The 13,097-nt window shown below is 58.7% G+C and carries 12 protein-coding genes; 4 read left to right on the top strand and 8 right to left on the bottom strand.

From position 1 onward, the window contains the following. Nucleotides 1–15 precede the first annotated feature (15 nt). Nucleotides 16–1,446 (bottom strand): TolC family protein, encoded by a 1,431-nt coding sequence (locus ABIE13_RS16305; protein WP_354445297.1) that lies wholly within the window; start codon nucleotides 1,444–1,446, stop codon nucleotides 16–18. Continuing rightward, nucleotides 1,443–1,808, bottom strand: a complete 366-nt coding sequence (locus ABIE13_RS16300; RefSeq protein ID WP_354445295.1) for a hypothetical protein — start codon at nucleotides 1,806–1,808, stop codon at nucleotides 1,443–1,445. Before ABIE13_RS16300 ends, ABIE13_RS16305 begins: the two co-directional genes overlap by 4 nt. A 126-nt stretch (nucleotides 1,809–1,934) precedes the next feature. Here ABIE13_RS16300 and ABIE13_RS16295 point away from each other — a divergent pair, with 126 nt between their 5' ends. The 3 genes from ABIE13_RS16295 (at nucleotide 1,935) to ABIE13_RS16285 (ending at nucleotide 4,640) form a co-directional block, all read left to right on the top strand. Next, nucleotides 1,935–2,618, top strand: coding sequence for a heavy metal response regulator transcription factor (locus ABIE13_RS16295; RefSeq protein WP_354445293.1), 684 nt, complete (start codon nucleotides 1,935–1,937; stop codon nucleotides 2,616–2,618). Further along, complete coding sequence (locus tag ABIE13_RS16290; RefSeq protein WP_354445291.1) at nucleotides 2,619–4,019, top strand: heavy metal sensor histidine kinase; 1,401 nt, start codon at nucleotides 2,619–2,621, stop codon at nucleotides 4,017–4,019. It begins immediately after the preceding gene. A 276-nt stretch (nucleotides 4,020–4,295) separates the two neighbouring features. Next, nucleotides 4,296–4,640, top strand: a complete 345-nt coding sequence (locus ABIE13_RS16285) for a DUF4148 domain-containing protein (RefSeq protein ID WP_354445289.1) — start codon at nucleotides 4,296–4,298, stop codon at nucleotides 4,638–4,640. Between the two features lie 338 nt (nucleotides 4,641–4,978). Here the strand turns inward: ABIE13_RS16285 and ABIE13_RS16280 are convergent, their stop codons facing one another. Beyond that, a complete protein-coding gene (locus tag ABIE13_RS16280) occupies nucleotides 4,979–5,959 on the bottom strand; it encodes a helix-turn-helix transcriptional regulator (protein ID WP_354445287.1) in 981 nt (326 codons plus the stop codon). A 116-nt stretch (nucleotides 5,960–6,075) separates the two neighbouring features. On the opposite strand from ABIE13_RS16280, the gene ABIE13_RS16275 reads away from it, so the two are divergent. Continuing rightward, nucleotides 6,076–6,951, top strand: a complete 876-nt coding sequence (locus tag ABIE13_RS16275) for a hypothetical protein (protein WP_354445285.1) — start codon at nucleotides 6,076–6,078, stop codon at nucleotides 6,949–6,951. 546 nt (nucleotides 6,952–7,497) lie between these two features. Here the strand turns inward: ABIE13_RS16275 and ABIE13_RS16270 are convergent. From ABIE13_RS16270 to ABIE13_RS16250, 5 genes are all read right to left on the bottom strand, one after another. Then, nucleotides 7,498–9,372, bottom strand: a complete 1,875-nt coding sequence (locus ABIE13_RS16270; protein WP_354445283.1) for a phosphoenolpyruvate carboxykinase (GTP) — start codon at nucleotides 9,370–9,372, stop codon at nucleotides 7,498–7,500. Between the two features lie 365 nt (nucleotides 9,373–9,737). Continuing rightward, the gene (locus ABIE13_RS16265) at nucleotides 9,738–9,884 is read right to left on the bottom strand and encodes a hypothetical protein (RefSeq protein WP_354445281.1); all 147 of its coding nucleotides are present in this window, start codon (nucleotides 9,882–9,884) and stop codon (nucleotides 9,738–9,740) included. Between the two features lie 207 nt (nucleotides 9,885–10,091). Beyond that, nucleotides 10,092–11,072, bottom strand: a complete 981-nt coding sequence (locus ABIE13_RS16260) for a Bug family tripartite tricarboxylate transporter substrate binding protein (RefSeq protein ID WP_354445279.1) — start codon at nucleotides 11,070–11,072, stop codon at nucleotides 10,092–10,094. Nucleotides 11,073–11,105: 33 nt separating this feature from the next. After that, a complete protein-coding gene (locus tag ABIE13_RS16255) occupies nucleotides 11,106–11,882 on the bottom strand; it encodes an enoyl-CoA hydratase/isomerase family protein (RefSeq protein WP_436278426.1) in 777 nt (258 codons plus the stop codon). Between the two features lies 1 nt (nucleotide 11,883). After that, on the bottom strand, nucleotides 11,884–13,086 hold the full coding sequence (locus ABIE13_RS16250; RefSeq protein ID WP_354445277.1) for a CaiB/BaiF CoA transferase family protein: 1,203 nt from the start codon (nucleotides 13,084–13,086) through the stop codon (nucleotides 11,884–11,886). Nucleotides 13,087–13,097: the final 11 nt, after the last annotated feature.

Genomic DNA, 13,097 nt, shown 5'->3' with positions numbered 1-13,097 from the left:
GCGAATGTTTCTGCATCAATGGCCTGCATCGCCGCCGCTGGGCGCGCTGGCGGTAACGGACAGATTGGAATTGGTGGGACGGCCGATCACGGAGGCCTGGATGGCAGCGTCGGCCAACCAGAACTGCTGTTGAGCATCGATCGCAGCGACCACCGCGTTGACCTGATCGCGAGCATCGGCCAATAGCTCAAAGACACTGATCAACATGCCGTTGTAGCGAAGCTGGTTCTCCTCCGAGATCACTTTGCGCAATGGCACGACCTCATCGCGGTAGTGAAGCGCCACGTCGTAGGCGGTCCGATAGGCAGAGTAGCTTTCGCGCAGATTGGAGCCCGCAGAACGCACGGTGGCCTCGAGCTGGTTGGCTGCAGCCAAAGTGCGGGCATTCATCGCGTCGCGCTGCATTCCACCCCAGTCGAAAATCGGCAGGCGCACGGCGATTTCCCAGCCGCGTGCAGTCGAACGCGTGCCCTCAGTGCGGTCAAATGAGGTGTTGCGACGCCCTTCCAGTTCGATGTCGGTGAAACTGGTCACCGTGCTCAGCCCTTGGGCTTTTGCTGCACCATCGAACACAGCCTGCGCCAGACGGACATCCAGGCGGGCCTGGGACGCTTGCGTCGCGACGGCTTGCGGCTCCAATGGCTGCTTGGGAAGATCCGGCAACCGTTCAGGCAGACGAAGCATTTGCTCCTGTGCCTCATTCAAACCCAGCAGTCGCACGAGCTCCTCTCGGTTGGCCGTAGCTTGGTGCTGCGCGGCGCTCAGCCGAGTGGCGGCATCGGCGTAGAAAGCTTGCTCGCGAGCGCGTGTAATCCGGTTGAAGTTGCCCGCCGCCTGCATGCGCTTTGCCAACTCGGCCCCTGCTTGCGCGCTTTCATACACTTGCCTGGCGTATTCGAGCCTTTGCTGGGCGGCCACGGCCCGCACCCACGCTTGACGCACACCCGTGATCTGATCCACTACATTGCTGGTAAGACGCAATTGCGATTGTTCAATGCGCCGGGTAGCCACATCGTGCCGCGCGGGAAGAGTCAACAGATCCAGCAAGCCAAAAGACAAGGCACGGCCCAGCTCCAGCTCATCGCCAGCGACCATGCGTTCAAAACTGAAAATGGGGTTGGCGATCCGGGCTACCTGCGCGGCGTCGGCGGATTCCGCCCAGCCTTGCGCCAGGAGAGCTTGCAAGGACGGACTGTTTGCCAAGGCCAGTTGGACCGCGTGTTTCTGTTCCAAAGCTTGAGCTAGAAAGGCTTGCGCGGTTTGTGCGCGCGTGTTGCGCTCATCTTGAGTGCGAGCGAGCGTGAGTTGGCCCTCGGTGAAGCTGCTGGCTTCGTTATTGACGCGGCCGATGTTCTGATCCAAGCTGATGCTGGCACATCCGCTCAGCACCACCAGCCCGAGTGCGGAGAAAGCCCGCTTGGCCTGAATAACACGCAAGCCTGTCATGGCTTGCCTCCACCGTGGTGGCCCGAATGCGGGTCAACTGCGGGAGCCGCATCCTTGTCGAGTGCTGGATCCCCTGTCTTGGCTTCCTTGGCATAGGCGCGCCAGCCGCCAATTTGACCCACACGGTCATTGGCTTTGCGCCAGGATTGCACCGGTTGATCCGCATAGCCCTGGTAAGTCTCGAAGGGTGACGAGTAACTCAGCTTCGTCAGTGTTGTAGGCTTGGGCGCTTCTGTATCGGGGGAGGCTTGGGCGAACGATGCTCCCGCAAACAGCGCCAATGTCCAAAGCAGCAGAGCCTTGAGGGGCGGCAGGGAATTGGGAATGACCATAGTCTCCTCGGAAAGAATCTTCGATCTCATGATGTGGAGATTCTGGAGAGACCACCCTTTCGAGCAGATGTGCTGAACATTACATTGTTGTTATCTTCATGTCAGAGGGCATCAAACTCGGCAAACTCTCGCCAGAGCACTGAACGGAGCGCGCACTTGAAAATATTGATCGTCGAAGACGAGCCCAAGACGGGGGAGTACCTGCGTCAGGGGTTGACCGAAGCTGGATACGTTTCAGATCTCGTGCCCAACGGTGCGGACGGTTTGCATATGGCCCTGCAGGGCGAATACGACCTGGTGATCCTGGATGTCATGCTGCCCGGCCTGAACGGCTGGAAGGTCTTGCAGGCTCTTCGTGACCGAGGGCTGGAAATGCCAGTCCTGTTCTTGACCGCGCGCGATCAGGTGGAGGATCGTGTCAAAGGGCTGGAGTTGGGGGCTGATGACTACCTTGTCAAGCCGTTCTCGTTTGCGGAGCTTCTGGCCAGAGTGCGGGTCATCCTGCGGCGCGGTCCTGCGGTCAGTGAAAGCACCGTCCTGCGAGTGGCCGATCTGGAGCTGGATTTACTGCGCCGCCGGGTATCCAGAAACGGTAAACGTGTCGATCTCACCGCCAAGGAATTTGGTCTGCTGGAATTGCTGATGCGCCGCCACGGCGAAGTGCTGCCCCGTTCATTGATCGCGTCGCAAGTGTGGGACATGAATTTCGACAGCGACACCAACGTGATCGAGGTAGCGATGCGCCGCCTGCGCATGAAGATTGATGAAGGCCATGCAGTCAAGCTCATCCAGACTGTGCGCGGCATGGGCTACGTGCTGGACGTGCCGGAGGAGGAGTAGGTGCAATCGCGGTTGGGCAAGCTTTCGTTGACGCGTCGCCTGACGCTCTTCTTCACCGTGGTGGCGGCTGCCGTGGTGCTTGGATTGGGCGGGCTATTCCTGGTGGAGACTGAGCGGCATTTCGTCGTGCTTGATCAGATGGCCTTGCAGGACAAGCAGCATTTGATTGAGGAAATTCTTGGAAATGCCCAGTCGGCGGATGATGCACACCGGCGCTTGAGCGATGCCTTGGGGTATCACCATGATCTTCATGTTCTGGTGAAGGACGCCCGTGGGGAGATCGTCTTTCAATCTTCTGCATCCAGTGTCAATGTACAGAGCGGCAACATCTTTCGCTCCGATGAAAAAGGGACTTTTGGGATGTGGCGTTACCAGGATGCCGAATTCCGTACCTTGAGCTTTGGAGTTGCCCCTGCCTACTCTCCGTCAGCACTACAGGTGTTGATCGCTGCAGATACCAAACACCACACACAGTTTCTGAGTGGCCTGCGCAGCAGTCTGGCGCTGTATGTGATTGCGGCCATCATCGTGTGCGGTCTGTTGTCTTGGTTCGCGGCGCGCCAAGGGCTGGCGCCTTTGCGTGAAATGAAGTCACGTGCAGCAGTGGTCACCAGTCAGAAGCTGTCGGAGCGTATGCCCGTCGAAGCCGTCCCAGTGGAAATGGCTGACCTGGCGCAGGAACTCAACGGTATGCTGGATCGGTTGCAGGATGACTTTCAGCGGCTGACTGATTTCTCATCGGATCTTGCACACGAGTTGCGCACGCCCATCAGCAATCTGCTGACCCAGACACAGGTCGCACTGGTGACCAAGCGCGATGCCGCAACGTACCGAGACATCCTTGCCTCCAATGCTGAGGAGTTTCAGCGTCTGGCGCGCATGGTGTCTGACATGCTCTTCCTGGCGAAGACCGAGCGTGGGGTAGATTTGCCGCACAAGGAGTGGTTTTCTGCACGCCAGGAAGCGCAGGCCTTGCTTGAGTTTTACGATGCCGTGGCAGAGGAAAAGCACATCCAGCTCAAGCTCTATGGGGAGGGCAGCGTTGAGGGGGATCGCCTGATGTTCCGCCGTGCGATGAGCAACCTGCTGTCCAACGCCTTGCGCCATACACCGGATGCAGGTGCAATCACGATCACTATCTCGACCGCAGAGCACGCCACTTCAGTGACTGTGGAGAACACAGGCCAAGACATTGATCCCAAAGTCTTGCCTCGGCTGTTTGATCGTTTTTACCGCGCCGATCCCTCGCGAGCCCACCCTGACTCCGATGGAAGCGGTCTAGGGTTGGCCATCACTCGTGCCATTGCGCAAGCCCATGGCGGTAGCGTCATGGCCAGCTCTTCGCAAGGGCAGACACGCTTCACATTGAGGTTTCCCAGGCACGACCGGAAGGGAATCTGATTGATCTCTACAAGGCATTGGGTGGGGATTGACCGAACACACCAATGAGGGGGCAAAAACACGGTCAGTTTTGTCAAGTGGCTCCGAGCAATAACTCCGGATGGCCTGGTACGCATCACCACCGCAATAGAACCCAAGGCAACAGAAACTGACAGAAATATCACCGTGCTGTCTCGGTTCTGTTGGGTAGGTATTTCTACCATGGTCACATCATCTCATCCCCTGAAATGGACAGGGGAGATGCAAGTTTTATTGACCTCCATAAGGACTTTCACCATGACTCGACGTCACCCTTCCTTCTCATCCCTGATCGTAGCAGTGGCCATTGCGGCCACCTTGGGTCTGCCGGGGATCGCTTCAGCAGCATACGAGCATCCCGCTAGCAATGAAGCTGGTGTAGTCGTTCACTCGGAACACTTCAAGAGTGAGAAAAGCCGGGCCCAAATCAAAGCGGAGGCCGAAGCTGCTATACATCAAGGTCGCCTCTCTTACGGCGAAAGCAACTACCCGCGTCCCCTGCCCAGGGTAGGCCCAGGCAAGACACGGGAGGATGTGATCAATGAACTGCGGAATGAATCACCTACAGAGCGCGATGCTCGCCTGCGCTCCATGGCGGGTTGATTCTTCACACCAAGAGCGATCGCATGCGTTGACTCCTGGCCTCATATGCCCAAGGTGTCGCTCCCGATAGTTGCGGCAATCTGCTATCCCAGCCACTGTTAGATCGTCGGCTTGCCCGGCAGTAAAAAATGGCCCCCAAGCTTCCCCGCTTCGCGAGGTCCGCTGCCCCTACGCCGGGCGCCCCCCCAAGGGGGTGCTTTTTATTTTGGGGCGGCCCGGCAATAAAAAATGTCCGCTGTCAAGTCTTTGATGTGATCCTGCAGCGGCGCGAAAGGTCTTGTGTGGCATGGGGTTAGGCGAGGTTCGCCGTTCCGCGGGCTCCTGCCGCTTTCCTTGCTTCATTCCGCTAGCCGCAGTGTCTCGATGAGCCCCGCCACGTTGCCCACGCAGAGCTTGTCATAGACCGAGCGAATCTGGGTTCGTACCGTGGCGGGCGAGCGGTGCAGCATGTCGGCGATCTCTTTGTGCGTATTGCCCCGGGCCGCCAACTGTGCCACCGTGAACTCCCGGGGCGTCAACTCGTCCACCGCGCAACGCGGGCGGCTTTGCAGGAACAGCAATTGGTGTTCCACCCGCAGCGTCAGGACCTGGTCGCGCCCCATGAAGCGGGTGGCCCCTTGCAAAAACGTCTTCATCACCACCGTCGGCAGCGCATGGCCACGCCAATCGTCCCACTCGGCGCGCAGCGCCTGCTCGAACGCCGTATCCGAGTGGTAGAGCACCCCGCGCAGGTCGGCAATAGCGGCCCCCCGACCCGCAACATGGCCTGCCGCCACAACGGCTTGGTTCAGGTGCGTGAGTCGGTTCAGTTCCAACGCCTGCTGCACATGCGGCATCAGGCCTGCGAGCAGCACGCGCTCCGTCTCGGTGCCATAGGCGCGATCGTTGGCGCGGAAGAGCGTCAGCCAGCGGGTGAAGCGGGTCGTGGGGTTGAATGTGCCGCTGATGAAGAAGTGGGCCTGCGAAAAACGCTTGCCATAGGCGCGCAATGCCTCTTGCTCGGGCGAGCCAAACCAGGAGTCGGCGTGAAAGCCCAGAGTGGACGCGGGGTGCCGGGCCACTTGCAGCGCGGCCGTGTCCAGGTGCTTGACTTTCTCGTAGGCCAGCAGCATCTCGGGCGGCTGGCGGTGCAAGTGGATGGTGTGCACGTCGATGCCCGCTGGGTTCAGCGTGGCCGAACCCCACATTGAAGAATCGAACGGCAGTACGGGCTTGACCAGCTCTAGCGCCGCGTCCTGGAAGCGGTCGAGCGGCAACTCGTGCGACAGGCGGTACAGGTGCAGCAACAGTTGGTTGTAGCTGTCGGGGGTAGGGAGCATAGCGGGCTGGGTGCAAATGGAAAAAATCTATATCCAAAATACTGCATTTGCATGATTTTGTTTCTTTTGTGTCAAGGCTAAGGTTTGGCCTGCCCAATCACTACAGGAAGAACCCCATGTTGTTTTCATCCGAATTCATGCCGCGCATGCGCGCATTAGCTCTGACCGCCTCGGCGCTCGTATTGGCTTTAACCCTGGCTGGATGTGGTGGCGGAGGGGGAGGAGACGACTACCAGCCGGTGGGTGGCGGAGGCTCGGGTTCGGGTTCGGGTTCGGGTGCGGGTGCGGGTGCGGGTGCGGGTAGCGGAGGCAATACGCCGGGCGGGAGTGGCGCCAAGTTCTATCGCCGCGTTGATGATCGCTCGACGGCGCTGGCGCTGGATGGTTCTTCCTCGTACTTTTGCGCGTGGGCTGGTTGCCCCGGCGGCGCTACTTGTGGGGTCAAGGTCAATGGCGCAGACCATGGCAGCTACATCGACTGGGATATCCCGGTCGATACCCAGGGAAACACCCGCTCCACCATTTTTCAGGTTCAGCAAACGCCTTCAGGCCTGACGTTGACTTACCAGGGGAATAGAGTTGGCGATTATGTGCCCGTCAGCAGTTGGGCTGAAGCCACACAGGGAGATGGGGGGTATTGTTCTGGTTCTGGTTCTGGTTCTGGTTCTGGCTCTGGTTCTGGTTCTGGTTCTGGCTCTGGTTCTGGCTCTGGTTCTGGCTCTGGCTCTGGCTCTGGCTCCACAGGCCAGGTGGCAGTGTGGACCAGCCGTTCGTCCTCGGGCTACATCAATGTCCGCATCGACAACGCGGCCGTGGGCACACTGACCCGGTATTTCAGCTCCAAGCCCACCTGTGGCGATGAAGGCACCATTACCAAGACCCTTTCCGTGGGCCCACATACGCTCGAGGCTTCGACAGCCTCCAACCTCAGGTGGGCGCCAAGCACGTTCAACATCACGGCCGGTGGGTGCCTGACCTTTGAACTGAATTGAAGGCCATGCCGATTTCAGCGCGGCGGTGCGCTTGGCGATGGCCGTGTGGCACAGGGGTGTTTGTGAGGATGGCTGCTGGCGCGCACGTTGCATGGGTGCCTGCGGTGGTTCCATAGGCACTTTGGCTTCCGGCATCGTCCCAGAGCCGGTTGACGCTGATGCTGCGCCTGCAGGGTATGGCGGGTTAAGCGGCGCTATGGGAGCCTTCTCGCATCCTCCGCGACGTTAACCGCTGCACTCTGTCCGCTCGCGCTGCGTCGGGTCATCTCCTGCCCGACCGGATGGATGCAGTCCTGGGCGCTGTCGCGTCCGGCGATGATGAAACGGTTGCCGTCTTGCCGGTTTTCCGGCGCGGCCAACTCACAAGCCGGTATCGGGTCTCAGAAAGCACCGGCATATGATGAGCGCGCCTAAGTTATTGATAAAACTGCTGTTTCGAGCTTCGGCGTAGTCCTGCGTAATGCCGCACTGAAGCCGCACTGAAGTCATGGTGAAATAAAAAAAGCCGCCAGGTCAGTGGCGGCTTGATTTCAGCAGTTCAAACGCTCAGCGCAATTCGGCCAGGCGCTCTTCCAGGGAAGCTTTGGTGGCTGTCAGGGCTTCTGGCAGGCCTTGCGCGAGCTGGGCGAACAGCTCGTCGTGCAGGCGGAACTCATCTTGCCAGGCGGCCTTGTCGACGCTGGTCACTGTGGCGAACTGTTCGGGGGTGAACGACAGGCCGGTCCAGTTGATTTCGCCGTAGGACGGAGCAATGCCGAACAGTGTCTGCTCGCCAGCGGCCTTGTTTTCAGCGCGGTCGATGATCCACTTCAGCACGCGCATGTTTTCGCCGTAGCCGGGCCATACGAACTTGCCATCTTCGCCCTTGCGGAACCAGTTCACGCAGTAAATCGCTGGCAGCTTGGCGCCTTGGGCGCGAAGCTTCTCGCCCAGATTCAGCCAGTGGCCAAAGTAATCAGCCATGTTGTAGCCACAGAATGGCAGCATGGCGAACGGGTCACGGCGAACCACGCCTTGCGCGCCAAAGGCGGCCGCAGTGGTTTCGCTGCCCATGGTGGCGGCCATGTAGACGCCTTCTGTCCAGTTGCGCGCTTCAGTGATCAGCGGCACGGTGGTCGAACGGCGGCCACCGAAGACGAAGGCATCGATAGGCACGCCAGCAGGGTCGTCCCATGCGGGGTCGATGGCTGGGTTGTTGGTGGCGGAAACGGTAAAGCGGGCGTTGGCGTGAGCAGCTTTCTTGCCGGCCTTGCCATCTTCAGGGGTCCAGTCGTTGCCTTGCCAGTCGATCAGGTGCGAAGGCAACTGATTGCCCTGGTCCTTTTCCATGCCTTCCCACCAGACGTCACCATCGTCGGTCAGCGCGACGTTGGTGAAAATCACGTCCTTGGTGAGCGTGGACATGCAGTTCGGGTTGGTGAGCGTGTTGGTGCCCGGGGCCACGCCAAAGTAGCCAGCCTCTGGGTTGATGGCGTACAGGCGCCCGTCAGCCGCTGGTTTGATCCAGGCGATGTCATCGCCAATGGTGGTGACTTTCCAGCCTTCGAAGCCTTCTGGTGGCACCAGCATGGAGAAGTTGGTTTTGCCGCAGGCGCTTGGGAAAGCAGCCGCCACATGGTATTTCTTGCCCTGGGGGTTCGTGACGCCCAGAATCAGCATGTGCTCTGCCAACCAGCCTTCGTCCTGGCCCATTTTGGAGGCAATGCGCAGAGCCAGGCATTTTTTGCCCAGAAGTGCGTTGCCGCCGTAACCGGAGCCGTAGCTCCAGATTTCACGCGTTTCTGGGTAGTGGACGATGTACTTGACATCTGGGTTGCAAGGCCAGCTGGTCTTGTCTTTCTCGCCTGCCGCCAGGGGCGCGCCCACAGTGTGTACGCAAGGAACGAAATGACCGTTCTCGCCCAGCACCTCGATGGCGCCCTTGCCCATGCGGGTCATCATCTTCATGTTGACCGCCACATAGGCGCTGTCTGAGAGTTCGACGCCGATGTGGGCAATGGGAGAGCCCAGCGGACCCATGGAGAACGGCACCACATACATGGTCCGCCCGCTCATGCAGCCGTCAAACAGGGGCTGCAGCTTGGCGCGCATTTCTGCGGGTGGCGTCCAGTTATTGGTAGGGCCAGCGCCTTCTTGTGTTTCAGAGCAGATGAAGGTGCGATCTTCCACGCGGGCAACATCTGATGGGTCAGAGCGGGCGAGGAAGGAGCCGGGCCGTTTGGCCGGGTTGAGCTTGGTCAGGGTGCCGGCATCCACCAGTTGCTGGCAGAGACGCTGGTACTCGGCTTCAGAGCCATCGCACCAATACACCTGCGCGGGCTTGCACAGAGCCACCATGTCGCCGACCCAGGAGATCAGTTGGGCGTTTTTGACGAAATCAGGGGCATTAATGGGTGTGCCCTGCATGACTGGTGCGTTCATGAAAAGAGTCCTCAAGTTGAAAATCTTCTTTGCGAAAGCCGCGGACGGCAACCTTGGGAAAGAAGACTGGTGGTAGAAGAACCCCACGCCTGACTGCTACGCTTGGGTCCACTGTTCCCTCTGTAAGGGGGGTCAGGTCGCACCTCATTGTCTTGGTGCGGCCCGGCGACTCAGGCTGTCTATTCAAAAAGAGCGCGCCTGCGCCTGTAGGCAGCCGAGAGGCCGCCCATGGCTATCGAAAACAGGTGACGATTCTATGAAATACCCCAGGCGCCGTCTTGGCGCCTGAAATTACCCAACTGGAAACATCTGAATGGCGGTCAGGAACTACAAAGGTCATGGCCCGCAATTCGGTGCCCGCAGGCTCAGGCCATGTTGACGGCGATAAAGGCCAGCAAGAACATCATGATGGCTCCAGCCACCGGCAGAACTACGGGGATGTGCTTGGTAACTTCTTCGACAGGATCAACCGGATGCTCGTCGTGGGCGTGTTCGGATACTGGCGCGGACATGGAGACCTCTTCTAACGGGGGAGGGCTGATTTTACCGGTGTGGCGAAATAAAGAAAGCCCACCCCCTTTTTTACCGCCTGGGAAGGTGCAAAGGGCACCTGTTCCCTGTCTGGGACGGGCGCATTCTGCATCCGCGGAGCTTGCGCCCTATGGCTCGATCGACGCGTCTATGAATACTAACAATTAGTTAAAATTTAAATAAATCAACTAGTTAGGAGTGTCGATCTTGGCTTCACGTACCAGCTTGTTCCATTTTTGGAAGCTGGATTGAACCACCTTGGCGAATTCGTCGGGCGTGCTGCTCCAGATTTCGACATACTGATTCTTCAGTTGAGCTTGCACCTCCGGGGAGTTCAGCGCATCCCGCAAAGCGGCGTTGAGTTTCTCCATGATGGTGGGCGCTATCTTTGCAGGACCGACCACGCCCCACCAAAGCTCGCCGCCGGCGTCTGCGTAGCCACTCACCCCTGCCTCGTCCATGGTCGGAACACCGGGCAGGAAGGGCGAGCGCTTAGGGCTCGTGACGGCCAGGGCTCGAAGGCTGCGGTTTTCAATGCGGGACATGCTCGTATTGAACGTATCGAACATGAAGGTCGTATTGCCGGCTAGTAAATCCGTCAGGGCAGGCGCGCTGCCGCGATACGGCACATGCGTCATCTTGGTCCCACTCAATGCACGTAGCAACTCACCGGAGAGATGGTTCGACGAGCCGTTCCCCGCTGATCCGAATGTTACATTTGAATCGGGCTTCTTGCCGGCGCCCACCAGCTCGGATACCTTGGTGATGGGCGATTTGTCGTTCACCAAAAGCACATTGGTATATCGACCCAGCAGTCCAATATTGGTGAATGATTGAATGGGGTCGTATTTGATCGAGCCGCCCAGATTAGGCACGATGGCTTGCGTGCCCACGCTTCCAATGCCAATCGTGTACCCATCAGGCTTGGCGCGTGCCACATAGTCTATGCCCATGGCGCCTCCCGCGCCTGGCCTGTTTTCAACGACGATGGGCGTCTTCAGGATTTCACTCATTTTCTTGGCCACCGGCCTGGAAACGACATCCATCGGGCCACCTGCGGCGAACGGTACGACCCAGGTGATCGCCTTATCGGGCCAATCTGCGTGAGCCAAGCCCGTGTGCAGTAGCGCCGTGAGGGAAACGATGGAAAGGATGGTGTTCTTGTGCATTTCTATCTCTTGTCTCTTACCTGGCATGAGTGCTTACTTAAAGTTCTGGCGAGCCTCGCGAGCCTCGTCGCTTTGCCCGCACACCAGCGCCTGATCGACGTCCATATAGGTACTGACGAAGTTCAGCGCGTTAGCGTGGGCATTGACGCTTTGTTTGCTCATCTTCACAACATGGGAGGGTGATTGCGCTACCTTGGTGGCCAACATCCTCGAGTGCTCTACCGCTTGGCCTTCAGCCACAAGCCAGTCCACCAAACCCCATTCCTTGGCGGTTGCACTGGACATCCTGTCGCCTAGAAGCATGATCTGCTTGGCACGCGAAGCGCCCACCATGTTCACGAGCCGCGGAACCGTGTGCCACACAAGGGGGATGCCAATTTGAACTTCTGGCACATAGAGAAACGCGTTCTCAGCCATCACGCGCCAGTCGCAAGCGAGCGTCAACGCGATACCTCCTCCCACGTTCAGACCTTCAATGGCTGCGATGGTGAGTTGGGGGAGGCTTTCCCAGGCTTTGCACATACGGGCGCCAGTCGAGGCGACGTAGCGCCGCTCGTCAAGTGATTTGTCGTCAATCGCCCAGCGCTCGGGATCTTTGAGGTCAACACCAGCTGAGAAAGCCTGGGCACTGCCTGTCAGCACGACCGCCGTAATATCGAAGCGCGCTTGAAAACTGTCTGCGACCCGGATCAACTCGTTCATGGCTTTGAGAGACAGCGCGTTGCGGCGCTCACCACGGTCATAGGTCACGATGGCGACGGAGTCCGCTTCCTGGACCTTGATCATTTCAAATTCGCTTTGTGGGTTCATGTCATACCTCTTGCAATTGTTTGATGGCTCCGCTTGCCAGCGCGGCGTCCACGTTGGCGTCGCTGAATCGGAATCGTTTCAAGAGCTCACGGCTGTGCTCGCCAATCTTTGATGGCGGAAGGTGCAGCGCGCCCGGTGTGCGCTCCAGCTTGATCGGAATGCCCGTCATCCGGTATTTGCCGATGGAGGTGGACATCTTCCGAGTGGCCGTGTGTTCCAGCGCAAGGGCTTGCTCTACGCCGAGCATGGGGGCACACGGGACGCCGAGCTCCATCAGTTGGTGAAAGAGCTTCTTTCCATCGAACTGGCTGAGCAACGCGATGAGTTCATTGCGCAGTGAGTCGCGATTAACCACGCGATCACGGTTCTTTCGGTACAACTCGTTGGTGGCCAGTTCGGGCTTTCCAAGCACTTCGCACAACTGAACAAACTGACGGTCATTGCCGATGGCAACGAACAGCTTTTCTGTCTTAGTTGGGAAGAGGTCATACGGAACAATATTGGGATGACCGTTGCCAGTGCGGGCCGATCGACCGCCGTTGAGAGCGTTGCTCGTATGCGGATGCAGCATGCCAAGTGCCGTGTCAAACAGGGTGACCTCAATCGACTGTCCTTTGCCGGATTTCTCGCGCTCATACAAGGCCAGCAAAACCCCGATGGCCGCGTTCATGCCCGTTGTCGTATCCACTAAAGGGATGCCAATCCGCACAGGATCGAGCGAAGGGTCTCCATTGATTGACATCAGCCCAGACAGGGCTTGCACTGCTGCGTCGTATCCCGGCAAGCCGCCAAATTCGCCTTCCTCGCCGAAGCCAGATATGCGGCAATGGATGAGCCTTGGGAATTTACGGGCCAGTTCATTGGGGTTTTCAATCCCCCATTTGCGCCATGTGCTCATCTTGAAGTTCTCGACCAGCACATCCACGTCTTGCAATAGCTGGAACAAGATTTCGCGACCTGCGGCAGTGGAAAGATCGACCGCGAGATTTTTCTTGTTGCGGTTCAAGCCTATGTAGTAGGGCGCATCTCCATCCAGGAAGGGCGGCCCGTAGGCGCGGGTGTCATCTCCTTCGTAGGACTCCAGCTTAATGACTTCTGCGCCGTGGTCACCCAGTATTTGCGCGGCGAACGGACCGGCCAGAACGCGGGAAATATCCAGAACCACGACTCCGTCCAGAGCTGATTTGTTAATGGTGAAACTCATCGTTTTCTCAA

This window comes from Ottowia thiooxydans (assembly GCF_040548795.1).
Classification (GTDB): domain Bacteria; phylum Pseudomonadota; class Gammaproteobacteria; order Burkholderiales; family Burkholderiaceae_C; genus Ottowia; species Ottowia thiooxydans_A.
This window is presented reverse-complemented; position numbering and strand designations above follow the sequence as displayed.